Raw genomic sequence first — 24505 nt, 5'->3', positions numbered from 1 at the left:
TGGCCATTCCTGGTCGGAAGCAAGTTGTTCGGCCTTATCAAATCTTTTATACTGAAGGAAGGATATCCATCTGAGGAGGGAAAGCCTTGAAGGGAAAAGTGGCGCTGATTACAGGCAGTGCGACAGGTTTGGGAAAAATGACGGCACTGTCGTTAGCACGGCAGGGATGTCATATAGCCATAAATTATGTGAACAGCAAGGATGAAGCGGAGGCGCTTTCCCGTGAAATCGAGGGGTTTGGCGTGAAATCCATCGCGATTAAAGCCGATATCGCCAGCGAGCCTGAGCTGTATTCATTGGTGGATCAGACGGAGGAGCGGCTGGGCAGCGTCGATATCCTGGTTAACAATGCTGGACCGTTCATTCGGGAACGCCGTCTGTTCTCGGAGTACAGCCGCGACGAAATCGTACATATGGTGAATGGCAATTTAACCGGCGTCATGCTGCTGGACCATCGCGTTCTGCCTGCCATGCGGGAGAAAAAATGGGGACGCATCATCCACTTTGGTTTCGGGCATGCGGGAGAAGCCCGCGCATGGCCTCAACGCTCCGCCTACGCGGCTGCGAAGGTGGGCCTGGTCTCCTTTACGAAGACGCTGGCCGTGGAAGAAGGGCCGTATGGAATCACCGTGAATATGATTTGTCCGGGGGATATCCGCGGGGCCAACAAAGAGAAAACCATCGATGAAGTATCCGGCATTCAGGACGGGTTGACTCCTCGCGGACGATCGGGCAGCGGCGAGGACGTCGCCAGGGTGATCGAATATTTATGCCTGGATAAATCGGATTTCATTACCGGCAATATTATGGATATATCCGGCGGGCTGGACCCGATTCGCCCGTTAATCAAGCCGGAATAAAACATCCCCACAAAGTGGAATCTACGCTTCGATGTTTATTCCATTTACTTTGCGGGGATCCCAAAACCATTAAATACGATTCAAGAATTGCTAACGCTTCGCTGAAAACTTATATCTTCTTTAATCTCAAAAAAAGAGTCTTGGTCCCGCGAGGGAAACCAAGACTCTTTATAGTTAAAGAAGATTTAGAATACTTGAACTACTTCTTGGATGCCTTCTACTTCTTCAACCAGGGCGCGCTCGATCCCTGCTTTCAGAGTAATGGTGGAGCTTGGGCAGCTACCGCATGCACCCATCAATTTCAGCTTAACGATGCCGTCTTCAACGTCAACCAGTTCCACGTCACCGCCGTCGCGCTGCAGGAACGGACGAAGTTTATCAAGCACTTCAGCCACTTCATCATATACAGTGGTTTGCGTGTTTTCACTCATCTTGTTCAACTCCTTTCCTCCCTATATTATAGTACATAAACCGGCAAAATAAAATGCCAATCTTAAGGCAGGTCTAATAACAATGTCCATTATCATTGAGTTTTGCACAAGCAATTCCTATTTCGGCACGGATAAAGTGCTGCAGACGCTTGAAGGCAAGTACGATTGCCAAGTCATCGAATATGGCTGCCTGACCAGCTGCGGCCAGTGCTATTTGATGCCCTTCGCTTACGTGGATGGCGATTGGGTTGAAGCCCCTACGGCTGAAGAGCTGCTTGAGGTTGTCATCCGCAAGCTCGAAAGCTTTCGGGACGGCGAAGAGGAGAGCTGACGTTCTGCTTTCGCTCCGCGGCGTCCCTCCACAGGAGCATTATCAGCGCCCGTAACCATTCGACTAGTAATGACGTTTGGATTTCCAGAGCACGCCGCTCTTTAATATCCTTGGTACCCGGCCCATGACCGACGTGCTGCCCATGAGTCCAAAGCCCGCATGTTTGCCGAGGGAACCCAGCGTTCCCTTCAGCTTCAGCGGAGATACCTTAGGCGTATCGTCGCGCCATAAAGCTTTCATGACATGTCCCACTTGCTCGGCCTGAGCCCCTGCCGCTTGCGCGCTCGGGACGAAGGGGAGGCTGGCGCAGTCGCCGATCACATATACCTCGGGATGGGACGGAACCTGGTACCATTCGTTCAGCAGAATGCGTCCGCTGCGGTCTTTTGGCAGATCCAGATCCTGTACGACCTTTACGGGCTGAATGCCGGCCGTCCATACCGCCAGATCGGTTGCGATCGGCACATCCAGATTGTACACGGCGTCCTTCTCCACTCGGGATACGGATACGCCGCTGTGGATGTCCACGTGGTGTTCCTCAAACCAGCGATGAATATAAGCAGACAAACGGTTAGGAAAAGAAGAAAGCACCCGTTGTCCCCGGTCCAAAATGGCGATATTCAGGTCAGGCCGGCTTTCCCGAAGATCGGCAGCGAGCTCGATGCCGCTTAAGCCTCCGCCAATGATATGAACTTGACCATATGGTCTGAGGTTGTTCAGGTTCAAATAGGTTTCCCGGGATGCCGCAAAAGATTGCAGGCTGAACGTGAATTCTTCAGCGCCCGGTACCCCATGATAACGGTCCGTACATCCCAGGGCAATGGCCAGCTGATCGTATTCCACCGGATCGTTGTTCGTCAGGTTCACAAGCTTCTTCTCAAGATCAATGGATAGGACTTCACCGTATACAACATGGAGGCGGTCATACACCGGGAATTTAACACGAACGGCGGTATCGGCCACGGTACCTGCTGCCAGCGCGTAATATTCGGTTTTGAGTCCTTGGTACGGCATGCGGTCGATGAGCACGACCTCCACGTCCGGAGGAAGATAGCCGCTGAACAATTCTTGAATTAGGGCAAGACCACCATAGCCTCCGCCGAGAATGACGAGCTTTTTCATAAATTTCTTCCTTTCTCAAGAGATAAGAAGGTGAGCGCCGATTCGCAAGAAAAACGCCGCTGAAAGCGGCTTAGGTTACCCACGCTATATTATCTCTTTAACCTGTTTTCCGTTTTTTGGAACGTCTGCTTTGCTTGCGTTTTTGCTGGTATGGCTTATTCGTAAACCTTGATCTCGTTATAGAAGGTATCGCGTTCGACCGGAATGCGGCCGGCGCCTTGGATGAGCCACACAAGCTCTTTGCGGGTCAGCCCTTCTGGCGTCAGCGCTCCTGCGGCATGGCTGATGCGTTCCTTCAGGATCGTGCCATGGACGTCCGATGCGCCGAAACTGAGAGCGACCTGCGTCAATTGCGGCCCGATATTAATGAAGTAAGCCTTGATGTGGTCGATATTATCCAGCATCAATCGGCTGATGGCAATGGTTTTCAAATCTTCGTAAGCCGAATTGCGGCGCATGATGCCCGCATTCTTATTCTTCGGCTGCATGGACAGCGGAATGAATACCATGAATCCGTTCGTTTCATCCTGAAGATCCCGAATTTGCAGCATATGGCGGATCCGGTCCTCATGGCTCTCGATTGAGCCGTACAGCATGGTCGTGTGCGTCTTCATGCCGAGCTTATGCGCGGTACGATGAACGTCGAGGTATTGATCCACGTTGGCTTTATCCACCTTCATCTTCTGACGGTACTGGTCAGACAAGATTTCGGCTCCGCCGCCCGTCAAGGATTGAAGACCAGCCTTCTGCAGCTCCTGCAGCACTTCCTTCGTGCTGAGTCCGCTGATGCGGGTGAAGAATTCGATCTCCGCCGCGGTATAAGCCTTTAGGGTAACTTCAGGGAAACGTTCCTTCAATGCCTTCAGCGAATCTACATAGTACTGGAACGGGACATGGTTATTATGTCCGCCAACGATATGAAATTCACGGATGCCGGGGTGAATATGCTGTTCCACATACTCGATCATTTCCGCGCCGGAGAGGGTATAGGAGCCTTCCTCGCCTTGGTCTTTCCGGAAATTGCAAAAAGCGCAGCGGGATTCGCATACATTGGTAAAATAGAGACTCATGTTCTCAATGAAGTAAACTTTTTTCCCGTTCTTGCGCAAATTGGCTTCATTTGCCAGCTGCCCGAGGGTCAGCAGGTCATCGGTTTGATACAAATACACACCGTCTTCAAGATTCAGGCGTTCGCCGCGTTGGACTTTCGCAACGATCTCGGCCATTCTCTGATCGGTAAATGGTGTCACAATCGTGGACATGTTCAATCCTCCTGTTCACACTTTGACTTACCGAATATTCGGCAGATCAAGTGATCATAAAGTGGATCACTCCCCGCGGGGAACGGTCCGTTTATAGTCGTGTAACAACGAAATCAATGAATGGGCTGAATAAATAAATAACTTTGTGAAAAAATATACAACTGTGGACCAGCCATAACCTTTGCCGCATTTTAGCCGGGGGATGTGACAATTATCCAACAGTTGCCGCCCATGTTCCTTCCCTATTATAAACCTGACCCCTCGGGGTAGCAATACATATAGAGGAATTGAAATAGGTTATAGACCATATGGTAAAATGGCCATCATCTCAACCTTGAGCGAATTCGCGAAGAGGAGTATACTTAAAGAATGAACGAAAAGGAGGGTGACCTATGATATCAATCAGCGAAACAGCTGCAGAACGTTTGAAAGAAATGCTTGCTGAACAGGAAACGCCCAATATGTTCCTTCGACTGGGTGTCACTGCCGGCGGATGCAGTGGTTTTTCATATGCAATGGGCTTCGACGATCAAGAAACGGAAGCGGACGTATATATGGACCTGCAGGATATGAAAGTCGTTGTCGAGAAGGACGATCTGAAATACCTGAACGGTCTCGAAATTGACTTCGAGGAATCCGGCATGACGGGCGGGTTCACCATCCACAACCCGAACGCGACCGTAACTTGCGGCTGCGGATCTTCCTTCCGCACGGCAACGGATGCGGGCAAACCGAACGAAGAGCCTTGCTAAGCAGCGGGTTTTCGGGCACTGTGCTCTGAATCTAACCAATAAAAAGACCTCTGCGACCCTGTTGTCGCGGGGGTCCTTTTTTTTGCTGCCGCCCATAAGAAAATGAAAAAATGCAGCGGACTCCCAAACGGGGCAGCTGCATTTTGTTGTTCTTCCTATCCGATCAGACCGGGAAGAAGAAGGTATCGTTCAGCATCAGCACGATCATGCCGGCAGCCACGAGCGAGAACACGATGCAGCCGGCCCCGAGTCCGCGGCGCTTGTCTTTGATGAACTTGAAGCCCATGACAAAGATCAGAACGGTGATGGCTGCAAGGGCAACCGACATGCCGACAATGGCAATCCAGTACAAAACTTCAAACAATGCTGCCAAGGTGACAAAGCCTCCTTTATGGTTATCCATGGATGGATTTATTACGGACAAAGCTCTGCTCTTACTATACGATAGATCACCTCATTTGCAAAGGGAAGCTCGCTTCGCGGCCATGAATACGTCAAATTATTAGGCATAACGATCCCGGACAATCATCCAAGACAAAGTGCGGATAAGAGAATAGGATAACGTATGTCATGAATAAAAGGAGGCGAAAGCAGCATGGCGGGAAGACAATTGGCCAGCAAGTGGCTGAAGACGGAAGCGCTGCTGACCGATCCGCAGGTTGCTCCCTACATTCCGGCGACCCAGTCGTATGGAGGGGATACCCTGGTCTCAATGCTGGATGAACACGAAATGGTCGTGATCAAGCCGATTGTAGGCACCGGTGGTAACGGAGTCATCCGAATACAGAAAGACGGAACGGGATACTTGGTAACCCATAAGAGGCGTACTGTTCATGTAGATACATTGAATTCCCTGTTGCACGTATTGAACAGAATGAAACTGAAACGGCGCTACATGATACAACAGGGGATTCATCTGGCTAAAATTCAGGGACGTCCGCTGGATTACCGCGTCAAGGTAGTCAAGGAAAGAGGAAGATGGGAATTCCGGGCCATGCTAGGACGGCTCGCGAACCCGGGGCTGTTTGTGACGAACATTTGCAAAGGGGGGACGCTGCTTCGTTGCCGCCATGCTCTGAGGCTGTCGCTGCCCCATATCAATGCCAGGGAGAAGCGTAATGAAATGCGCCACTTAACCAGACAGTGCATCACGATCCTGGAATCGCGCTTTCCCGGGATCGGGGAACTGGGATTCGATTACGGACTCGACGTCGAAGGAAAGATATGGATTTTGGAAGTAAATACAAGACCGAGCTGAATTTTTTGTTTAATATTCCCAACAGAAGTCGTTTATATGATTTTTTAATAGGGTAATAAAAAAATAACCGTAATCTACCGATATAATAATTGATCAATTTTTTTTATGGTAGATTTACCCCATATCCTGTGTATAACATTTATCCCCATAATCCACTTTGATATGACCTTGTTTCTTACACTTACCAACAAATTATACACAGGATTTCCACAAGAGGTTGTGGATAAGCGAACAGTTGTTCCGTTTTCGCATGTCTGATATGATAGATTCAGGAAATATGAGGAAGGGGTGTGAGGGGATGGCTATGTTGACGGATGAGATGCTTCTCGATTCCTATCATATGGCTGTTGAATTGAAGTTGGAACGAGAGTTCATCACTCTACTGCTGGCCGAAATTCATAAACGGAACTTGGACACCGATTCCGGCAGCATCCTGCATTAATCAGATTTTCGTATATAGAATAGATAACTTACGACATGATACGCATATAATGTGGGAGCTTTCAACCAAGTTCTACATATGGTTTGAAGAAGAATTAGAAAAGGTATCTTCCGTTCTGAGTGGCGCATCGCCCTCTGGAACGTTAGATACCTTTTTTTCTGTATGTCGAAGTTTTAGGAAATTCCGAGTACCTCTACAATTTCATGTTGCTGCTGTGTCCCGGAGCCAATCTGGCTTCAGGATCAAAGTATACTTTGGCATTGTTGACGGCGGTTGGCGCTTCGCCGAATCCGACGGCAATGAGCTTGACCTTGCCAGGATAGGTCGTGATATCGCCCGCCGCAAAAATACCCGGGATGCTGGTTTCCATGCGGGAGTCCACGACGATGGAGTTGCTTTCGATGGCGATGCCCCACTCGGAGATCGGACCAAGGGAGGAAACGAAACCGAAATTGACAATGACATCGTCAACTTCAATCTCTTGCGTCTCTTTGGTCTTAATATGCGACAGCGTCACCTTCGTAATGGCATCTTCACCATGCAGTTCCGTGATTTCGGTTGGTGTTACGATGTTCACCTTCGAGGCCATCAGCTGCTCCACGCTATGCTCGTGGGCACGGAACTTGTCGCGGCGGTGAACCAGCGTAACCTGCTCGGCGATCGGTTCGATCATGAGCGCCCAGTCTACCGCGGAATCGCCGCCGCCGCTGATGAGCACCTTCTTGCCTTTAAAGCGGCTGAGATCGTTGACGAAATAATGAAGGTTCGCCTTCTCGTACTTCTCGGCACCTTCAATCTCCAGTCGGCGGGGTTGGAACGCCCCGACGCCGGCCGTAATGATGACGGCTTTGGCATGGTGTTCGCCCAGATTCGTTCTCACGACAAAATGACGTTCTTCAAGCTTTTCCACAGCTTGGACTTTCTCTTCAAGACGGATGTCCGTTTTAAAGAGCTCCATTTGCGCGGACAGATTGTTCACAAGCTCCTGAGCGGTAACCTTCGGGAAGCCTGCTACGTCATAGATATATTTTTCGGGATACAGCGCAGCCAATTGGCCTCCGAGCTGGGGCATGCTCTCGATAAGTTTAACCGAGGCTTGGCGCATTCCGCCGTAAAAAGCGGCAAACATGCCTGCAGGTCCGCCACCGATAATCAAAAGATCCGTCATATTGTTGTCTTGTGGCATCGTTGTCATGCGGTAAGCACCTCCATAAAGTGAGTTTATATTCGAATCAGACAGACGTTCTTGTCCGGATAAAGCTGATTCATGAATTCCTTACCTATTATAATCGTCCCGAACCGGCATGAAAAGACGAGAATTGAGTTAAAATACCTAACATTGGAATGGTTGCGCTTACTTAGCAAGTAAGGGGGGAAATGGCGGAATGATTTGCATATTTAATGGCAAAAAAATTCTTGATATTTGCATGGTTTATGCATATGATTAACGTGATAACTTGTGTTCATTGCAGGGTTCTCATATCGATTGGTTACGGCAGCAATCATAAGGAAACCGCAGGATTACAGCTGTTTTTGAACCGTAATGAACCATCAGGTCAAATGATGAAACGGGCTCTGATAAGGGCTCTTCTCTTTTTTTGGATGCAATTTCACAGAATGTTAACATGTGTACCATACTGTATATATAAAGAGTAAGCTGGAAGGAGCAGTAGAATGAGCAGCATACCGAAGATCGTAATCCTTGGCGCGGGTTACGGGGGCATATTGACAGCGCAGCGGCTGCAAAAAGAGCTGAATTATAATGAGGCCGATGTTACATTGGTGAATCGCCATGATTATCATTATATTACAACGCATTTGCATATGCCGGCAGCAGGAACCGACAGCATTGAGAATACCCGGGTATCCATATCCAAGTTGATAGACGAGTTCAAAATCGATTTGGTCAAATCCTCGGTTCAGGAAATCCGCCTTCACGATAAGAAGGTTATCCTTGAAGATGGAACGTTATCCTATGACTATCTTGTCATTGGACTCGGCGGCGAGCCGGAGACCTTCGGGATCCCGGGACTCGCAGAGCATGCGATGACGATCCGAAGCATCAACTCGGTACGATTGATTCGAGAGCATATTGAATATCAATTTGCTTTATATAAGAATGAACGCAGACCGCAAGAGCGCATCAACTTCGTGGTTGGCGGAGCCGGGTTCAGCGGCATCGAGTTTGTAGCCGAGCTGGCGGACCGCATTCCGAGACTGTGCAAGGAGTATGACGTCGATCCGACATTGGTGAACATTTATAACGTGGAAGCCGCGCCGTCGGCGCTGCCGGGGTTTGCCCCCGAGCTGGTGGAGTATGCCATGAACGTTCTCGAGAAGAAGGGCGTTACCTTCAAGATGGGCATTGCGATCAAGGAATGCCTGCCGGGCGGGGTCGTGCTGAACAACGGCGAAGAGCTCCGGGCGGCAACGGTCGTATGGACCGGCGGCATCCGCGGGAACCGCCTGGTTGAATCGGCCGGCTTCGAAACGATGAGGGGCCGCGTGAAGGTTGATGAATATTTACGCGCTCCGGGATACGAGAACATTTATATTATCGGCGATAACTCCCTCATTTTTAACGAAGAAGGCAGACCTTATCCGCCGACCGCCCAAATGGCGATGCAGCAGGGCGTATGCTGTGCCCAGAATATCGTTGCGGCGATCCGGGACAAGTCCATGCGCAAGTTCGAGTTCCATAATAAAGGCACGGTCGCTTCCCTCGGCCGGGGCGAAGGCATTGCGGTTGTAGGGGATAAGAAATATCAGGGATGGAAAGCGGCCCAGCTGAAAAAATTGGTTGATCTGCGCTACCTCTTCATTATCGGAGGCATTCCGCTCGTCCTGAAAAAAGGCAGGTTCCTATAAATGAGACATTGCAGCGTTCAAGTGCGGGGGCTGCTCACAAGAGATGAACTGGATCGCTACAACGCCCTGATGGAGGTCGGCTCCTACCTGGAGTCGCAAGAGCGGTACGATCTGGCTTATACCGTTCAGCAGGAAGTCGACATTCTCATTCTTCCTGCCATTGAGCGCCTCAAGGATAAAGGGCGGGCCCGGGACCGGGCCACCGCTGAATATCTTGAAACCTTGCGCAAGCAAGAGCAAGATGAGGAAGACGGCGAATAACAGAAGAAGGGATGCTCTCATTCGGAAGAGCATCCCTTTTTTTGATATGCCATTTATGTGCAGAAGGAATTATACCTTCATCAAGTCGGTGAAAGAAGCTTGGTCGAGCAGGTTGCCGACATAGAAAGGACCGAATTCGCCGAAGCGCGCGCTCACTTCGTCAAATCTCATTTCGTACACGAGCTTTTTGAATTGAAGCGCATCGTCGCTGAACAAGGTAACGCCCCATTCCCAATCGTCGAAGCCGACGGAACCGGTGATGATCTGCTTGACCTTGCCGGCATAACCGCGGCCGATCATCCCGTGGCTCTTCATCATGGATTTACGGTCATCCATGCTCAGCATGTACCAGTTGTCCGCCAAATCCCGCTTTTTGTTCATCGGGTAGAAGCAGATATGCTTCGATTTTGGCAGGACCGGCTTCAAGCGGGCAATGACATGCGGGTTCTGCATCGGATCCTCATCGGAGGAGCCGGCCAAGTAATTGCTCAGCTCGACGATGCTGACATAGGAATAAGCCTTGGTGGTGAACTGGGCGAACGTCGTTTTGTTAAAAGCGTTCTCGATCGCGTTCAGCTCTTCCAGCGTCTCGCGCAAATGCATGAAAACAAAATCGGCTTTCTGGCCGACGATGGTATATACGGCGGTGCTGCCTTGCTTGGCGGTCTCGACGGCATCCCATTCCGCAAGGAACGCATTCAGCTCGTCCAGCGCAAAAGCGCGTACTTCTTCGTCTGCAGCTTTCCAGGCCGGCCAATTGATGGTGCGGAAATCATGCAGCGCATACCAGCCCTCGAGCGTCATTGCAGCTTCGTTCATGTGATCACTCCTAAACATTATGTTGGTTATAATTGAAGCGGATGGCCGCTTGCATTAACTTCCTATATTGTACTGTAAGCGCAGTCGGAAGGGCAAACGCCGACACAATGTATTCACGATTGTTCGTTGATCTGTGACATGATTTTTAGTAAACTAGCTATTAGCTAAAGCTTGGTGTGCTGTTTCTTGCTGCAATAAAGTAGGATAGCTGCTATGCGTAGGTGATAAAGAAGAGGTGAAAACAGCGATCATGCTTCAATTTATTCCTGTGCTCGTGCTGATGATTTTGTTTTTTGTCATGATGTTCGGTATCGGTTTTATCCTAAATATGTTGATGAAGACGACCTGGTTTCCGTGCTTTCTGTTCGTGATTGTCATTCTGCCGGTCGTTGTATACAGCTTGTGGGATCGGGGCCAAATGTCGTTCTGGACTCACGTCGGATCGTTCCAGTTGGTGGATTACTTAACGGGAGTTGCGGGTCTGATCGGGGCTTACATGAGCGGATGGACCATTAAGACATTGCGTATTAAAGGGTTTAGAATGTTTTAATCGCGCTTGGCGCAAATTGAATGGAATGTTAATGGCGGCTCTTCGATACCTGGGGGCCGTCATTTATATTTATGGAAGCTCTGCCAAAAGGCAGGCGCGAGAATTCCATAATTTTTGATGCGAAAGAACCGACTTCTGAGCATCGGATTTATGATAGAATAGAGGAAGTCTATTTTTGGGCGACAGGGGGAGCATAAACGATGCGCATGACTAATTTTTTACATTTTACAGAGAATCACCGTTACTGCGTATACCGTGACTTCTGCTTAAGCGGCCTGGACGACAAAATGCTTGGTTCGATATATCAACCGATGGTCGGCGCGTTTGCGGTCAGTCTGTACCGTCTTCTCGTATCGCATGTGCCGCTGGAGAAGGTGGGCTATTCGGCCATTGAACAGCAGCGAAGATTATTCTTGACATTAGGGCTTGAGCCCAGCGAAAAAGGACGCCGCTATCTCATTGAGCAAACCTCCAAGCTGGAAGCGGTAGGATTGCTGCAGACCAGCCGGATGTTCGTCCCGGAAACGGACGACCATGTTTATGAATATGAGCTGCAGGCGCCGCTCAGTCCGGCAGAGTTCTTCAACACCCAGCATCTGACGCTGCTGCTTCGCGATAAGGTGGGGAAATTCGCCGTCCTGTCGCTGAGGGAAGAGCTTTGGAGCAAGGAACCCCTGGAATGGTCCGGCATTTCCCTGAACAAGGAGAACATCTCGGTTCCCTTTTACGATATTTTCGAGTTGAACACGCATGTCATTGATTATGAATTGGAGCAGGCGCTGGAAGAGGTCGCGGTATCAAGGAAGCCGGTGCTGCCGCCGAATCCGCAGGGAGAAGGCCTGAACTACGCGGACATTATTCTGCGATTCCCGCGCGAATCCCGCAATCGCGTCTTTGTGGAGCGTCTTCGCTACGACCATGAGCAGATGGGCATCGTGAATTACGTCGTACGCAAGTACGATCTCAGCACGCAGGATTTGTGCCGCCTGCTTGACGAGGACGGCATCTTTACCGAGCACGGCGAGGTTGTCCTGGACGATTTGCAGCACAAAGCCAGCCTTCACTTTAGGCAGGGAATGAAGATGCAGGAGAAGCGGCAGATTACGGCGGGCAAGGTGGTTGCCCTGCATCAGGAGATGACGGCCGATCCGGACGAGCCTGCGCAGGAGCATGCCGTACAGATGGAATATTACGTCGAGGTTCCGGCCCAGTTCCAGTCCAAATGCGATATTCACCAATATAATATGATGCTTCGCAACGAGCCTTATACACGGCTCCTGCAGACGTTCTTCCCGGGCTCGGTTCCCGCGCAGTTTCTGGACATCTTCGAAAAGATCGACCTTAGCTACAAGCTGCCGGGCGAAGTCATCAACGTGCTCATTCATTATTTGATGTCGCTCATTGCCGCAGGCGGCGAGCAGCGGATCAACCGCAACTTTGTGGAGGCCATCGCTTCCAACATGCTGCTGAAGCAAGTAAACAGCTATGAGAAAGCCGTTCAGTATATACGGGATCAAGCCAAGATGAAAGGCAAGCAGAAGGCAGCCTCGCAGCGCACGCGTACATACGCTAAAGGCGGAAAGGCGAAGCCGGAAATTCCAGTGGCTTTGGAGACCGATCAGGCGGAGGCCGTATCGGATGAGGAGTTCGAAGAAATGATGCGGTTTGCGGCAGAAATGCAGGCTGGCAACAAGAAGGGCGGATAAGGAATATCCCGCTTAAGAGAGGAGGGAACAGGTGATGGAGTCCCTTGGTGAACTGCTGGAAAGCATGAAAAGTACTGCGCTCCTGCGCAGAACCGAGCAGATTACGGAGGATTTGCTCAGGAATCCTCTGATTCAAGCACTGCGAAGCGAATATCCCGAGATCGATGACCGGGTCATACGATTGAATTTAAGCAAGCTGTATCAATATGCGGGAGACCAGGCCCACTGCCAGGCATGCCCGGGTCTGGACCGGTGTCCGAATGATTTCCAGGGACATTTCAGCAAGCTGGATATCCAGCGGATGAACGGCACGGTGGAGATCTATGAACGGAAGGCGCCGTGCTCCCTGCAGATTGCAAAAACCAATGAGGATCAGATCAAAAAGCGGATTCGCAGCTTTTATGTTGACGAGCATGCCTTGAGCGAAGGGTACGACAACATGGAGATTATGGCGAAGGACCGCTTGCGGGCACCTGCGGTGCACCAGGTCTTCAAATATATCCGGGATACGAAGGAGAACGGCCTGTCCCCGCGCGGCTTGTATCTGACCGGTTCGTTCGGTACCGGGAAAACGTACCTGATGGGTTACTTAATGCATGAGCTTGCGAAAGCGGGCCACTCCGGCGTGATCGTCTATATGCCCGATTTCGTGGAAGATCTGAAAACCATGATGCAGGACGGCCAGAAGCTGAAGGACATGGTCGAGACGATGAAGCATTGCGACCTGCTGATCTTTGACGACATTGGAGCGGAGAATTTGAATCCGTGGGTACGAGATCATGTCCTCGGTTCCATCCTGAATTTCCGGATGAACCGGCTGCCGACCTTCTATACGTCGAACTATCCGCTCGACGGGCTGGAGCAGCATCTCAGCTTCACGAGCAAGGACGGCGAGGAGCTTCACAAAGGGCAGCGGTTGATGAACAGGATCGCGCCTTTCGTGGATGTCGTTCATTTGTTCGGAGAGAACCAGAGAGGGAAGTTCTAGACGTTTGCAACGAGCACATGAACAGAGTGGATAAACGTCTCTTGAAGCGTAAAAAGTCTGATCCCGCTTGCGCATGGAGCGCGGCAGGATCAGACTTTTTATCTGTGCACAAGGAATCATCAAATATTAACCGACCAAGAACTTGATAATGACGAATCCGAAAAAGATGATGGTCATGAAACCGAACATCCCCACGAAGCCCATCATCAAATCGCCAAAGTCATTGCGTGGTTCTTCATTGATGTGCTCCCGTGGATCGTTAACGCGTACGTTTACATCCATGGTGCTTGCCTCCTCAAAAGGTGAACATGCCGTGCGAACACGAAAAACTTGACCGTCACCCGACTTGTTACTAGTAGTATACCCAATGCGCAAATCATTTGTAAAGATTGCATAAAAATCCCGTGAAAACCTCTTTCTTTAGGTGAGTATATTTCACTTTTTCCGGCCGATTGTGGTATACTAAATTCGTCGACCCATTCGACAATTATGATTCGCACTTTACCCGATCTTATCCTGTGAGGAGGAGAATACAATGGCTATCGTCAATGTTACCGACCAAACCTTCGTCAATGAAGTAGAAGGACAAGGCACGGTTGTAGTTGATTTCTGGGCGCCATGGTGCGGCCCTTGTAAAATGCTTGCTCCGATTCTGGACGAATTGTCTTCAGAACTCGGCGATGATGTAAAAATTGCAAAGGTGAACGTGGATGAGAATCCGGAATCCGCAGCACGCTTCGGCGTCATGAGCATTCCGACCATGATCTTCTTTAAAGACGGCCAGCCTGTCGATAAAGTCGTAGGTCTGAACTCCAAAGAAGCCTTGAAGGGCATCATTGCAAAACATCAATAAGCAGGATTTGCCATAGACTGCAATCCGCTTTCATACAGCGCCTTCGGTGTAACCCGGAGGCGCTTTGTGTGGTTCATTATCATGGTTTATATTAATATTGTTAATATCATACAATCTCCTTGGAGAGGAGGAATAGCATGGACGATTCTGCCAAACGGCTTCAGGAGCAGGAGAAGGCGCAGGAGAATATTCGCCACAAGCTGGCATTGCTGCCGGATCAGCCGGGCTGCTACCTGATGAAGAACCATGAAGGCACGATTATATACGTGGGCAAGGCCAAAGTGCTGAAGAACCGGGTGCGCTCGTATTTTACCGGGAGCCATAACGGGAAGACCCAGATGCTCGTTTCGGAAATCCGCGATTTCGAATACATCGTGACGGGCAGCAACATGGAAGCGTTAATTCTGGAGTGCAATCTGATCAAAACCCATCAGCCGAGATTCAATGTGCTGCTGAAGGACGATAAAACCTATCCCTACCTTAAAATAACGAATGAAGAGCATCCTCGCCTGGAAGTGACCAGGAGGGTGCTTAAAGATAAAGCCAAATACTTCGGTCCTTATCCGAACGCGTATGCGGCGCAGCAGACCAAAAAGCTGCTGGACCGGATGTATCCACTGCGCAAATGCGGCGTTATGCCGAAAGAGGTCTGCTTGTATTACCATATGGGACAATGCTTGGCTCCATGCGTGAAAGAAGTGCCGAAATCCGCCTATGAACAGATTACGGGGGAGATTACTTCCTTCCTGAGCGGCGGGCACGAAGAGATCAAGAAGGAACTGCAGCGGAAAATGCAGGAGGCCGCGGAGGATTTGTATTTCGAGCGTGCCAAGGAGCTGCGGGACCAAATCATCCATATCGATACCTTGATGGAGAAGCAGAAGATCACGACAACGGATACCCGGGATCGCGACGTGTTCGGTTATGCCGTGGACAAAGGCTGGATGTGCGTGCAGATTCTGTACATGCGCCAAGGCAAAATGGTGCAGCGCAACAAGTCCGTTTTTCCGTTCTACGGGGATGCGCACAGTGATTTCATGTCGTTCATAGCCCAGTATTACAGCGATAATCCTGCATTGCCGCAGGAAATTCTGCTGCCTGGGCCGCTGTTGGCAGAGGAGACCGGCTCCGGGACGGCCACTGATAGCGCCGGGGATCAGGGTGCCCGGAACGCAGACGAAGCCGCAGAAACGGAGAAGAAGCTGACCGCGGATACATCCGAAGAACAGCAGGAAGTCCTTGTCCAAGCCCAAGCGGAGCAGGCGGAGGCCGCTGGCCTCGTGGATGCTGCCGGGGGCGCTGCCGCCTTGCAGGAATGGCTGGGCGTGAAGGTTCACGTGCCGCAGCGGGGCTTGAAGAAACAGATGGTCGGCATGGCGTCGGATAACGCGAAGGTGTCGCTGGACGAGAAATTCCGCTTGATTGAGCGCGATGAAGAACGGACCTCGGTTGCAGCGGCCAATCTGGGCGAGGTGATCGGCCTCCAGTCGCTGAACCGGATCGAGGCGTTTGATAACTCGAACATCCAGGGCGCAAATCCGGTATCGGCCATGGTCGTATTCACCAACGGGAAACCGGATAAGAAGGAATATCGCAAATATAAGATTCGTACCGTGCAGGGGCCGGACGATTACGATACGATGCGTGAAGTGATCCGGCGGCGGTACGAGCGTGTATTGAAGGAGAATCTGCCGCTTCCGGACCTCATTGTCGTCGATGGGGGGAAGGGACAGATCTCAGCAGCCATCGACGTGCTGGAGAATGAACTGGGGCTGTTCGTCCCGGTCTGCGGGCTTGTGAAGGATGCCAAGCATAAAACGGCGCAGCTGATGGTCGGAGACCCGCCGGAGCCGGTGTCGCTGCCTCGGGACAGCCAGGAGTTCTATTTGCTCCAGCGCATTCAGGATGAGGTTCACCGTTTCGCGATTTCCTTCCACCGCGAGCAGCGCGGGAAATCGATGGTGACGTCCAAGCTGGATTCGATCCCAGGCATCGGGGAGAAGCGCCGCAAAATGCTGCTGAAGCATTTTGGCTCGGTCAAAAAAATAAAAGAGGCTTCAGTCGAAGACTTCAAGCCCCTTTCCATCGGTGAAAAATTAGCAACGGAAATTCTTAATGCACTTCGTGAGGAGGAGTCGTGACATACGGCTTCTCTTTTTTTGTCGGGTTGAAACGGTAAATCGCATAGGCGACAATCGCCGGAAGCACCATGTAAAAAGCGCCGGTCAGCAGGTTGGCTGCATCCTTGAGCATGATCAGGCTGATGCCCATCAGGATGCTGTTGAAGATGACATGGGAGAACATCGCCGCCAAATACCCGTATTTCAAGAAGATGTAGCTGAACAGCAAACCGATGATGACCAGCTCAATCGGCCGGGAGATCACGGGGTATATCGGATAGAGCGTATGTCCCAGTGCCCAGATAAGCGAGGTGATCAAGCTTGCGACAAAGGTGTTGCGGACGATCTTTTTCACCATCTTGATGCCGAACAGCCGGTACACGGCCTCCTCGGATATGCCGGCCAGCCAGGCCATCAACGGAAACAGCCAAGGATACAGCATGTTGTAAGGCGATTGCGTCGCATCCGTGGTGGACCATGTATTCAGGGTCAGACCAAGACCGATAAAGATGACGGATTGGATGCCAAGCAGGATGAAGGCCCACATATACCCCAGCTTCATGCTGTCCAGCACGTAATGCCCGTATCCGGGTTCTTTGGCACGCGGCCATGGATTGAGTCCGTCTTCTTTATGCCACAGCCCGCTGCCGCCGACAAGGGAAAAATAGAGCAGGGCGGAGAAGACGAGCGAATAGACGGCATAGAAAATCATCATCCCGAGCACGCCGGTTTGCGACATGCCTTCGGATTTGAAAACGGGAATCAGATTATACGTATTCAGCATTTGAATGACGAACAGCAGCGCGGATAAGAACAGGCCGCGCTTAAACGAGGTGTAGGCCCTGGTCTTCACGCTGTACACAATCGCAAGAATGCCCAGGATTAGGGTGAACAGGCCGTACCCTGCGAGCGTCAGCAGGGTGGCATCCTGCGTCTGCTTGTTGACATAAGCAGAGTGGGCGGCTGGCACCGAGAAGGAGGGCTCATAAGAGCGCAATTTCCCCTGCTCGAAGGTGAAGCGGTGCTCCAGCCTGGAGTCCCCGATCCTGGATTCAGGGTCCACATATTTGAGACGGGGCTCCCCTTCCTTCGTAACCAGCTCCAGATTCGACAGGTCATAACCCGCCCGCTGAAGCCATGGCTCCGCCAGCGCCTGCTTCTCGGCCAATGTCATGCCGTCCTCAACGACGAGCAGCATCTGCCTCTGAATCTCGCCCTTGTTCAGCTCGATCCGGTCAAAGCTGGAACGGGCATAATCATACGAGAATCCGACGATGCCGGAATTCTGCATGTGCACGTCCACATTGAGGGCATCGCCTCCAGGCTCGCTGAAGCGAACGCGGTATACGTCATAGGGATATTTGGCTTCATAGGTTTTGTTATATTCCGAAAGCCTCTTCTCCTTCGCCAGATATCCGTAAAGTTCCGATTTGGATTGATATGTAACCAAGGCTTCGTCCGTGTCCGCAGCCGCAAACTGCAGATGCTCCTGAGCAAACCTTGAAGCTGCCTGCCGAGCCTGCTCCTTGGAAATGATATCCGGTGAGGCCATCTCGGCATCGTCCGGATTCGCCCACGGAAATACCTGAAATAATAGGAACAGAATCAGGCCGACTGCGGCAGGCGCGATGAGCTGCTTCAGATTGGGCTTCAGCTTCAAGGGCTCTCTTGCACGATTCATGAAATTCCTCCTCTAAGAAAGTTGATACTCCCACTGGTATTCGATATGCCTGATTAAGAACGCATAGAGTCAATATAACATAGTATGAAAGCCATAAGCAGCTTATCCCAATTATCGGAATATTGAAATAAATCGATGAAAATGAATGAAAGGTTTCGAAAACGTTAGAGAACCCTACGCTTGTATTCTTGAATATGCCCAATTCGCGCTCTTTTAAAGATATTTCGGGCGAAAAACGGCATTGGGTTACGTAACGGATTGAGTTATAATCACATCATGCTTGAAGGAACCGAATATTCCAGCCGAATTTCGTAATGAAAATGGGGGAACCATGTAATTGGGGTGAATTTCATTATTCCCGGAATAATGAATAGGGCGACCTGTGGAAATGCCCGAATCCGTCAGCTAACCTCGTAGGCTGTTGCACAGGAACCAGACCGAAAGGCACTGCGTTTTCCAGTGTCTTTTTTCGTTGATTTTTTTAAAGAAGGTGTCCGATTGAACGCTAAATTAAACTGGCTTACATTGTCTCCGCCCCAAATTCTCGTGCTTGGTTTTGCGGCCATCATCTTCATCGGGACCGGGCTGTTAATGCTGCCAATCTCGACGACGACGGGCGAACCGCTTGGATTTACTGACGCCTTGTTCACTTCGACCTCGGCAACGTGCGTAACGGGCCTGGTCGTGGTGGATACGGGAACGACATTCAGTTCTTTCGGAGAAGTCGTGATCATGCTGCTGATTCAAATCGGCGGGCTCGGATTCATGACGATGGCTACTTTATTCGCCTTGGTTCTGAAAAGACGCATATCGCTCAAAGACCGTCTAATCTTACAGGAAGCGATGAATCAGTCCTCGATGGAAGGCATCGTAAGGCTGATACGCAGAGTATTGCTGTACTCCCTCGTCATCGAGGCCTGCGGCGCAGTCCTTTTATCGATTCGTTGGGCGTTTGATATGCCGCTGGGCCGGGCGATCTATTACGGTGTTTTTCATGCGGTGACGATGTTTAACAACGCCGGCTTCGATTTGTTTGGCGATTTTCGGAGTTTGACCGGGTATGTATACGATCCGGTAGTCAACTTCGTCGTGATGTTCTTGATTGTTTCCGGGGGCATTGGATTTATTGTGCTGTCCGATCTGATCGATTATCGAAAACAGCGGAGGATCTCCCTGCACTCCAAGGTGGTGCTCACGATGACGGCTGCCTTGCTTGCGGTCGGATTTATCGTCATTCTCATATTTGAATTTACCAATCCGAGAACGCTGGGTTCCCTGAACTGGGGCGGAAAATTCTTCGGCGCGTTATTCCAATCCGTAACGCCGCGTACGGCGGGCGCGAATACTATAGATATTACGGGGCTTAGACAGGCAACGCAATTTTTTATCGTCATCCTGATGTTTATCGGAGCATCTCCAGGGTCAACCGGCGGCGGCATCAAAACCACGACCTTTACCATTATGGTAGGGGCGGTCATCGCGATGATGCGCGGGCGGGAAGACATCGTCATGTTCCGTTATCGCCTGGCCCAGGAGCGGGTGCTGAAGGCACTGACCATTGCCTTGCTGGCCCTGCTGCTCGTTCTAACCGTCTCGATGATTCTGTCGACGACAGAGGAAGGGGACTTCCTGGAGATTCTATTCGAAACGACATCCGCCTTCGGTACGGTAGGTCTCTCCATGGGCTTAACGCCCGATTTGACCGTGTTCGGCAAGATCCTGATCAGCCTTACGATGTTTGCGGGTCGATTGGGGCCGTTGACGCTTGCTTATGCACTGGGGCCGAAAAAGGGTAAAGAATTATATCGTCATCCGGAAGGCAAAATGATAATTGGATAAGGGGTATAGGAGAGACATGAAACCAAAGCAATTTGCAATCATCGGTTTGGGGCGATTTGGCGCCAGTCTGGCGCTGGAGCTGATGGAACAGGGATATGAGGTGCTCGGCATCGACCGGAACGAGGAGGTCGTCGAGGACATGAGCGAGCTGCTGACGCATACGGTGGTGGCGGACGCGACGGATGAGGAAGTGCTTAAATCGCTTGGCATCCGCAACTTCGACTGCGGGATCGTTGCGATCGGGAACGACATTCAGATGAGCATCCTCTCCGCCATCCTGTTGAAAGAGCTGGGTGTCGCGATGGTCGTTGCCAAGGCGATATCGGTGCTGCACGGCCGGGCGCTGGAGAAGCTTGGCGTGGACCGGGTCATCTTTCCCGAGCGGGATATGGGGATCCGGGTAGCGCACCAGCTCGTGACGCCAAACCTGCTTGATTATATCGAATTATCCAAGGATTATCTGATTGTGGAGATGACGGTCACGGACTGCATGGACGGAAAAACGCTGAGCGAGCTTAATACGAGGGTCCGGTACGGCGTCAGCGTGGTAGCGCTGAATAAACAGTCCGGCATTATCGTTGCTCCGACGGCCATGGACGTCGTGAACTCCGGCGACATTATGGTCGTCATCGGCTCCAATGACAACGTGGACCGCTTTGAGTCCGAAGTCGTGAATATGCTCGAGAAATAAATATAGTAGAAAAAACTGACGATTGCGAAATATCGTCAGTTTTTTTTCGATTTATCTTCCTCCAGCTTGCGGAACAGGATCTCCGTTTCTTCGATCCAGCGGCTGGCCGCCTTGCTCAGCTCCGAGGCTTGACCGTAGATCAGCGAAGTCGTTCGCCGGGTTTCGATGAGTGCCGGAATATGAATGTCGACGAGCCCGTTATCGGACAGCAGCTGCGGCCTCAGATAGGATTTGGGCAGCAGCGCGGCCGCCTTGCAGGTCGGGATCAGCCTGACGATCGCTTCGAAGGAGTCGATCTCCATCCGGATATCGGGCATGATGCCCCAGCGGTGAAACAGATCGTCCGTCAGCTTGCGGTACCAGGTTCCGGTCGAAAATATGATCATCGGCAAGCCTTGAAGCTGTTCGATGCCCACATCCTCGATTTCCGCCAGCGGATGTGAAGACGGGATGACAAGCTCCAGATGGTCATCGAACAGCGGGATGCAGTTCAAGCCCGGCTGGTTGATGGATGAAGCAACAATGCCGACATCGACCCGTTTATCCCTTACATAAGACACGATTTCATGGGTCTTGCCGGTGATGAGCTTGATTTCGGCTGACGGATGGCGCTCCATGAAGGCATTGACCAGCGGGGGCAGGGTGGTCTGCAGCGTGGTCAGACTGGCGCCCAGGTTAATCGAGATTTGGTCCCCTTCCCGGTAATGGGCCAAGGTCTGCAAGAATTTGATCTGCTGCTGGCGCTGCTCCAGGGCGAAGGTATACACAATCTGCCCGATGGAGGTAAGTTCCAGCCTTTTGCCGCGGCGGTTGAACAGCTGCAGTCCGAGCTGGTCCTCCAGTTTGGCTATTTTTCGGGACAAGGCCGGCTGTGACAAGTTGAGCAGCTTGGAGGCTTGATTGATGCTGGATTGCTCCACGACGACGGCGAACACGTCCAGTTCTTCGAACATGGAAATCCTCCTATTAAAATAGACATGCGTGCAAAACGTTGCTTATGCGTATAGATTATAACGATTAATAATTATATTGCAATTCCATTATAAGAAAAAAAGGAGTAACATGAAACATGACACAAGTTGTTCACACGATTGCTGAAATAGGCAACTTTTTGTCGTTGCAAGGCTTTTTGAACAACCTCTTTTAGGGCAGGGGAAGTGTAATTGTTCTGAAAATAGGAAAGATTGAAAATGAAAACGCTGTACATTGGAAAGGGGAACGTCAACTGATGAAAGGGTATTATTCCAGAAAGCTGCATTCTTTGCTCGGTGTCATACCGCTTGGGGCATTTTTGCTCAGCCATATGATTTCCAACTTTAAGGCTTTCGAGGGTGGAAAGGAAGGCTTCGCGAGCGCGGTGCATTTTTTGAACAGCATGCCGCTGATTTTTTTCCTCGAGCTGTTCCTGATCTGGCTGCCATTGCTATATCACGGCGTCTACGGGTTATACATCGCTTACCAGGCGAATAACAACGTGGGCAACTACAACTATGAACGGAACATCCGCTTCACCATCCAACGGATCACCGGCGTTATTACGTTCGTTTTTGTCATCTGGCATATGTACGATACGCGCTTCCAAATCATGATCGGCAAAATCACGCATGACGATTTGGGCGCGACGATGCACGGCATCATGAACAATCCGGTTCTGTTTGCTCTGTACGTCATCGGCGTCGTTTCGGCAGTCTTCCACTTCACGAACGGCCTGTGGGCATTCCTCGTTAGCTGGGGCATCACTGTCGGTCCGCGCGCGCAGAAGGTATCCACTTACATCTGCATGGGCTTGTTCGTATTGATGAGCGTGCTGTTCGTTCTGGCCATGACAGCATTCCGCAGTTCCGAATTCCAGGCGGCGACAGCAGCGATCGATGTAGTTAAGACAGTCTTAAGTTAAGGGGAGTGAACGAAAAATGGCATCTAATATTATTGTAGTGGGCGGTGGCCTCGCCGGGCTGATGGCAACCATCAAAGCGGCAGAAGCAGGAGCTCACGTTCATCTATTCTCACTTGTACCTGTTAAACGCTCTCACTCCGTGTGTGCGCAAGGCGGCATCAATGGAGCCGTCAATACGAAAGGTGAGGGTGACTCTCCTTGGGAGCACTTTGACGATACGGTGTACGGCGGCGACTTCCTTGCGAATCAGCCTCCGGTCAAAGCGATGTGCGAAGCGGCTCCGGGCATTATCCACTTGATGGACCGCATGGGCGTTATGTTTAACCGTACGCCGGAAGGCCTGCTCGATTTCCGCCGTTTCGGCGGAACGAAGCGTCACCGGACCGCATTCGCCGGCGCAACGACCGGACAACAGCTGCTCTATGCGCTTGACGAGCAGGTTCGCCGCTGGGAAACCGCGGGTCTTGTGACCAAGTACGAGAACTGGGAGTTCCTGAATGCGATCATCGACGACGAAGGCGTATGCCGCGGTATCGCAGCTCAGGATTTGCGCTCGATGGAGATCAAGGCGTTCAAAGCTGAAGCTGTCATTCTCGCAAGCGGTGGTCCTGGCATTATTTTCGGAAAAACGACTAACTCGGTGATCAACACGGGAACAGCGGCGAGTGCCGTTTATCAGCAAGGCGTTCATTATGCCAACGGCGAATTCATTCAGATTCACCCGACAGCCATTCCAGGCGATGACAAGCTCCGCTTGATGTCGGAATCGGCACGCGGTGAGGGCGGACGGATCTGGACCTATAAAGACGGCAAGCCTTGGTATTTCCTCGAAGAGAAATACCCTGCTTACGGAAACCTGGTGCCGCGCGATATCGCTACGCGTGAAATCTTCTCCGTCTGCGTCGATATGGGACTTGGCATCAATGGCGAGAACATGGTATACCTGGACCTCTCCCATAAAGATCCGAAAGAGCTGGACGTGAAGCTTGGCGGCATCATCGAGATCTATGAGAAATTCATGGGCGACGATCCGCGTAAAATCCCGATGAAGATCTTCCCGGCTGTCCATTATTCCATGGGCGGCATGTGGGTCGATTACAACCAAATGACCAACATTCCGGGGCTGTTCGCAGCTGGAGAATGCGAGTATCAATATCACGGTGCGAACCGTTTGGGAGCGAACTCCCTGGTATCCGCCATTTATGGCGGCATGGTGGCCGGACCGAAAGCAATCGAATATGTCAAAGGTCTGAAGAAGTCCGCTGAAGATGTTTCTTCCACGGTATTCGATCGCGTTGCGAAAGAGCAAACGACCAAGTACGAAGGCCTGCTCAAGATGGAAGGAACCGAGAATGCTTACGTGATCCATAAAGAGCTCGGCGAATGGATGACCAACAATATGACGGTGGTTCGCTACAATGACAAGCTTGAAGCAACCATCAACAAAATCAAGGAATTGAAGCAGCGTTACCGCAATATCAATATGACGGATACCTCCCGCTGGAACAACCAGGGCGTGGCATTCACGCGTCAGCTGTGGAACATGCTGGAGTTGTCGGAGGCCATGACGCTGGGAGCGCTTCTCCGGAACGAAAGCCGCGGCGCTCACTATAAGCCGGAATTTCCGGATCGTAACGATGAGGAGTTCCTCAAGACGACCAAAGCAACCTGGACGCCTGACGGACCGCAAATTTCATACGAAGAAGTGGATGTTTCCTTAATCCCGCCGCGTATTCGCGACTATTCGAAAGACAAGTAAGAAGGAAGGGGGATT

General features: G+C 51.1%; 25 protein-coding genes and 1 riboswitch. Of the genes, 16 read left to right on the top strand and 9 right to left on the bottom strand.

Features of this window, described 5'->3' with window-relative positions:
- Positions 1-86: 86 nt before the first annotated feature.
- The gene (locus RB297_RS28250) at positions 87-860 is read left to right on the top strand and encodes an SDR family oxidoreductase (RefSeq protein WP_015737416.1); all 774 of its coding nucleotides are present in this window, start codon (positions 87-89) and stop codon (positions 858-860) included.
- 185 nt (positions 861-1045) lie between these two features.
- Here RB297_RS28250 and RB297_RS28245 read toward each other — a convergent pair whose 3' ends face one another.
- On the bottom strand, positions 1046-1291 hold the full coding sequence (locus tag RB297_RS28245) for a NifU family protein (protein WP_006212609.1): 246 nt from the start codon (positions 1289-1291) through the stop codon (positions 1046-1048).
- A gap of 82 nt (positions 1292-1373) precedes the next feature.
- On the opposite strand from RB297_RS28245, the gene RB297_RS28240 reads away from it, so the two are divergent.
- On the top strand, positions 1374-1622 hold the full coding sequence (locus RB297_RS28240; protein WP_009592888.1) for a YuzB family protein: 249 nt from the start codon (positions 1374-1376) through the stop codon (positions 1620-1622).
- A 63-nt stretch (positions 1623-1685) separates the two neighbouring features.
- On the opposite strand, the gene RB297_RS28235 is transcribed toward RB297_RS28240, so the two are convergent.
- On the bottom strand, positions 1686-2744 hold the full coding sequence (locus tag RB297_RS28235) for an NAD(P)/FAD-dependent oxidoreductase (RefSeq protein WP_009592908.1): 1059 nt from the start codon (positions 2742-2744) through the stop codon (positions 1686-1688).
- Positions 2745-2899: 155 nt separating this feature from the next.
- Positions 2900-4006, bottom strand: a complete 1107-nt coding sequence (mqnE, locus tag RB297_RS28230) for an aminofutalosine synthase MqnE (protein ID WP_009592862.1) — start codon at positions 4004-4006, stop codon at positions 2900-2902.
- A gap of 392 nt (positions 4007-4398) precedes the next feature.
- Between mqnE and RB297_RS28225 the strand changes: the two genes are divergently transcribed.
- Positions 4399-4758, top strand: a complete 360-nt coding sequence (locus tag RB297_RS28225; RefSeq protein WP_009592872.1) for a HesB/IscA family protein — start codon at positions 4399-4401, stop codon at positions 4756-4758.
- A 163-nt stretch (positions 4759-4921) separates the two neighbouring features.
- On the opposite strand, the gene RB297_RS28220 is transcribed toward RB297_RS28225, so the two are convergent.
- Positions 4922-5131 (bottom strand): hypothetical protein, encoded by a 210-nt coding sequence (locus tag RB297_RS28220; protein WP_009592898.1) that lies wholly within the window; start codon positions 5129-5131, stop codon positions 4922-4924.
- Between the two features lie 222 nt (positions 5132-5353).
- Between RB297_RS28220 and RB297_RS28215 the strand changes: the two genes are divergently transcribed.
- Entirely contained in the window at positions 5354-6016 is a 663-nt protein-coding gene (locus RB297_RS28215; RefSeq protein WP_009592895.1) for a YheC/YheD family protein, read from the top strand.
- A gap of 298 nt (positions 6017-6314) precedes the next feature.
- The gene (gene sda / locus RB297_RS28210) at positions 6315-6458 is read left to right on the top strand and encodes a sporulation histidine kinase inhibitor Sda (protein WP_006212600.1); all 144 of its coding nucleotides are present in this window, start codon (positions 6315-6317) and stop codon (positions 6456-6458) included.
- A 193-nt stretch (positions 6459-6651) separates the two neighbouring features.
- Here the strand turns inward: sda and RB297_RS28205 are convergent, their stop codons facing one another.
- The gene (locus RB297_RS28205; RefSeq protein ID WP_009592883.1) at positions 6652-7653 is read right to left on the bottom strand and encodes an NAD(P)/FAD-dependent oxidoreductase; all 1002 of its coding nucleotides are present in this window, start codon (positions 7651-7653) and stop codon (positions 6652-6654) included.
- A 479-nt stretch (positions 7654-8132) separates the two neighbouring features.
- Here RB297_RS28205 and RB297_RS28200 point away from each other — a divergent pair, with 479 nt between their 5' ends.
- Together RB297_RS28200 and RB297_RS28195 are read left to right on the top strand one after the other, a co-directional pair.
- On the top strand, positions 8133-9326 hold the full coding sequence (locus RB297_RS28200) for an NAD(P)/FAD-dependent oxidoreductase (RefSeq protein ID WP_096776639.1): 1194 nt from the start codon (positions 8133-8135) through the stop codon (positions 9324-9326).
- Positions 9327-9587, top strand: coding sequence for a hypothetical protein (locus RB297_RS28195; RefSeq protein WP_009592851.1), 261 nt, complete (start codon positions 9327-9329; stop codon positions 9585-9587). It begins immediately after the preceding gene.
- A gap of 69 nt (positions 9588-9656) precedes the next feature.
- On the opposite strand, the gene hemQ is transcribed toward RB297_RS28195, so the two are convergent.
- A complete protein-coding gene (gene hemQ, locus RB297_RS28190; protein WP_015737412.1) occupies positions 9657-10406 on the bottom strand; it encodes a hydrogen peroxide-dependent heme synthase in 750 nt (249 codons plus the stop codon).
- A 250-nt stretch (positions 10407-10656) separates the two neighbouring features.
- Between hemQ and RB297_RS28185 the strand changes: the two genes are divergently transcribed.
- The 3 genes from RB297_RS28185 (at position 10657) to dnaI (ending at position 13650) form a co-directional block, all read left to right on the top strand.
- Positions 10657-10956, top strand: a complete 300-nt coding sequence (locus RB297_RS28185; RefSeq protein ID WP_015737411.1) for a YuiB family protein — start codon at positions 10657-10659, stop codon at positions 10954-10956.
- A 200-nt stretch (positions 10957-11156) separates the two neighbouring features.
- Positions 11157-12662 (top strand): replication initiation and membrane attachment family protein, encoded by a 1506-nt coding sequence (locus tag RB297_RS28180; protein ID WP_192570598.1) that lies wholly within the window; start codon positions 11157-11159, stop codon positions 12660-12662.
- Positions 12663-12696: 34 nt separating this feature from the next.
- A complete protein-coding gene (gene dnaI, locus RB297_RS28175; RefSeq protein WP_009592849.1) occupies positions 12697-13650 on the top strand; it encodes a primosomal protein DnaI in 954 nt (317 codons plus the stop codon).
- Positions 13651-13776: 126 nt separating this feature from the next.
- Here dnaI and RB297_RS28170 read toward each other — a convergent pair whose 3' ends face one another.
- On the bottom strand, positions 13777-13932 hold the full coding sequence (locus RB297_RS28170) for a hypothetical protein (RefSeq protein ID WP_006212594.1): 156 nt from the start codon (positions 13930-13932) through the stop codon (positions 13777-13779).
- Between the two features lie 253 nt (positions 13933-14185).
- Between RB297_RS28170 and trxA the strand changes: the two genes are divergently transcribed.
- Both trxA and uvrC read left to right on the top strand, forming a co-directional pair.
- Positions 14186-14503, top strand: coding sequence for a thioredoxin (trxA, locus tag RB297_RS28165; RefSeq protein WP_009592891.1), 318 nt, complete (start codon positions 14186-14188; stop codon positions 14501-14503).
- 137 nt (positions 14504-14640) lie between these two features.
- Positions 14641-16644 carry an excinuclease ABC subunit UvrC gene (gene uvrC, locus RB297_RS28160; protein WP_332296899.1) on the top strand — a complete coding sequence of 668 codons (2004 nt, stop codon included), beginning with the start codon at positions 14641-14643 and terminating at the stop codon, positions 16642-16644.
- On the opposite strand, the gene RB297_RS28155 is transcribed toward uvrC, so the two are convergent.
- Positions 16616-18304 (bottom strand): CPBP family intramembrane glutamic endopeptidase, encoded by a 1689-nt coding sequence (locus RB297_RS28155; RefSeq protein WP_375121946.1) that lies wholly within the window; start codon positions 18302-18304, stop codon positions 16616-16618. The two genes, uvrC and RB297_RS28155, sit on opposite strands and share 29 nt — an antisense overlap.
- Before the next feature lie 290 nt (positions 18305-18594).
- Positions 18595-18739: riboswitch (cyclic di-AMP (ydaO/yuaA leader) on the top strand.
- A 63-nt stretch (positions 18740-18802) separates the two neighbouring features.
- On the opposite strand from RB297_RS28155, the gene RB297_RS28150 reads away from it, so the two are divergent.
- Entirely contained in the window at positions 18803-20143 is a 1341-nt protein-coding gene (locus RB297_RS28150) for a TrkH family potassium uptake protein (RefSeq protein ID WP_375121945.1), read from the top strand.
- Positions 20144-20159: 16 nt separating this feature from the next.
- Positions 20160-20834 (top strand): potassium channel family protein, encoded by a 675-nt coding sequence (locus RB297_RS28145; protein ID WP_009592874.1) that lies wholly within the window; start codon positions 20160-20162, stop codon positions 20832-20834.
- A gap of 35 nt (positions 20835-20869) precedes the next feature.
- Here the strand turns inward: RB297_RS28145 and RB297_RS28140 are convergent, their stop codons facing one another.
- The gene (locus RB297_RS28140) at positions 20870-21787 is read right to left on the bottom strand and encodes a LysR family transcriptional regulator (protein ID WP_015737406.1); all 918 of its coding nucleotides are present in this window, start codon (positions 21785-21787) and stop codon (positions 20870-20872) included.
- Between the two features lie 275 nt (positions 21788-22062).
- Here RB297_RS28140 and RB297_RS28135 point away from each other — a divergent pair, with 275 nt between their 5' ends.
- Positions 22063-22731: a succinate dehydrogenase cytochrome b558 subunit gene (locus tag RB297_RS28135; protein WP_375121944.1), complete on the top strand. Its 669-nt coding sequence runs from the start codon at positions 22063-22065 to the stop codon at positions 22729-22731.
- A 16-nt stretch (positions 22732-22747) separates the two neighbouring features.
- Positions 22748-24490: a succinate dehydrogenase flavoprotein subunit gene (sdhA, locus tag RB297_RS28130; RefSeq protein WP_375121943.1), complete on the top strand. Its 1743-nt coding sequence runs from the start codon at positions 22748-22750 to the stop codon at positions 24488-24490.
- Positions 24491-24505 lie beyond the last annotated feature (15 nt).

The organism is Paenibacillus sp. CR_12 (genome assembly GCF_041953985.1).
GTDB lineage: Bacteria > Bacillota > Bacilli > Paenibacillales > Paenibacillaceae > Paenibacillus_AQ > Paenibacillus_AQ lautus_A.
Note: the sequence above shows the minus strand (reverse complement) of the source record. Positions and strands in the feature narration are given on the sequence as shown.

What these genes read in the sequence shown, in the direction of transcription:
- hemQ (WP_015737412.1), bottom strand. Translation starts at nt 10,406, where the DNA reads ATGAACGAAGCTGCAATGACGCTCGAGGGCTGGTATGCGCTGCATGAT.
- RB297_RS28245 (WP_006212609.1), bottom strand. Translation starts at nt 1,291, where the DNA reads ATGAGTGAAAACACGCAAACCACTGTATATGATGAAGTGGCTGAAGTG.
- RB297_RS28180 (WP_192570598.1), top strand. Translation starts at nt 11,157, where the DNA reads ATGCGCATGACTAATTTTTTACATTTTACAGAGAATCACCGTTACTGC.
- RB297_RS28170 (WP_006212594.1), bottom strand. Translation starts at nt 13,932, where the DNA reads ATGGATGTAAACGTACGCGTTAACGATCCACGGGAGCACATCAATGAA.
- RB297_RS28155 (WP_375121946.1), bottom strand. Translation starts at nt 18,304, where the DNA reads ATGAATCGTGCAAGAGAGCCCTTGAAGCTGAAGCCCAATCTGAAGCAG.
- RB297_RS28235 (WP_009592908.1), bottom strand. Translation starts at nt 2,744, where the DNA reads ATGAAAAAGCTCGTCATTCTCGGCGGAGGCTATGGTGGTCTTGCCCTA.
- trxA (WP_009592891.1), top strand. Translation starts at nt 14,186, where the DNA reads ATGGCTATCGTCAATGTTACCGACCAAACCTTCGTCAATGAAGTAGAA.
- mqnE (WP_009592862.1), bottom strand. Translation starts at nt 4,006, where the DNA reads ATGTCCACGATTGTGACACCATTTACCGATCAGAGAATGGCCGAGATC.
- RB297_RS28140 (WP_015737406.1), bottom strand. Translation starts at nt 21,787, where the DNA reads ATGTTCGAAGAACTGGACGTGTTCGCCGTCGTCGTGGAGCAATCCAGC.
- sdhA (WP_375121943.1), top strand. Translation starts at nt 22,748, where the DNA reads ATGGCATCTAATATTATTGTAGTGGGCGGTGGCCTCGCCGGGCTGATG.
- RB297_RS28135 (WP_375121944.1), top strand. Translation starts at nt 22,063, where the DNA reads ATGAAAGGGTATTATTCCAGAAAGCTGCATTCTTTGCTCGGTGTCATA.
- RB297_RS28240 (WP_009592888.1), top strand. Translation starts at nt 1,374, where the DNA reads ATGTCCATTATCATTGAGTTTTGCACAAGCAATTCCTATTTCGGCACG.
- RB297_RS28205 (WP_009592883.1), bottom strand. Translation starts at nt 7,653, where the DNA reads ATGACAACGATGCCACAAGACAACAATATGACGGATCTTTTGATTATC.
- uvrC (WP_332296899.1), top strand. Translation starts at nt 14,641, where the DNA reads ATGGACGATTCTGCCAAACGGCTTCAGGAGCAGGAGAAGGCGCAGGAG.
- RB297_RS28200 (WP_096776639.1), top strand. Translation starts at nt 8,133, where the DNA reads ATGAGCAGCATACCGAAGATCGTAATCCTTGGCGCGGGTTACGGGGGC.
- dnaI (WP_009592849.1), top strand. Translation starts at nt 12,697, where the DNA reads ATGGAGTCCCTTGGTGAACTGCTGGAAAGCATGAAAAGTACTGCGCTC.
- sda (WP_006212600.1), top strand. Translation starts at nt 6,315, where the DNA reads ATGGCTATGTTGACGGATGAGATGCTTCTCGATTCCTATCATATGGCT.
- RB297_RS28195 (WP_009592851.1), top strand. Translation starts at nt 9,327, where the DNA reads ATGAGACATTGCAGCGTTCAAGTGCGGGGGCTGCTCACAAGAGATGAA.
- RB297_RS28225 (WP_009592872.1), top strand. Translation starts at nt 4,399, where the DNA reads ATGATATCAATCAGCGAAACAGCTGCAGAACGTTTGAAAGAAATGCTT.
- RB297_RS28185 (WP_015737411.1), top strand. Translation starts at nt 10,657, where the DNA reads ATGCTTCAATTTATTCCTGTGCTCGTGCTGATGATTTTGTTTTTTGTC.
- RB297_RS28145 (WP_009592874.1), top strand. Translation starts at nt 20,160, where the DNA reads ATGAAACCAAAGCAATTTGCAATCATCGGTTTGGGGCGATTTGGCGCC.
- RB297_RS28215 (WP_009592895.1), top strand. Translation starts at nt 5,354, where the DNA reads ATGGCGGGAAGACAATTGGCCAGCAAGTGGCTGAAGACGGAAGCGCTG.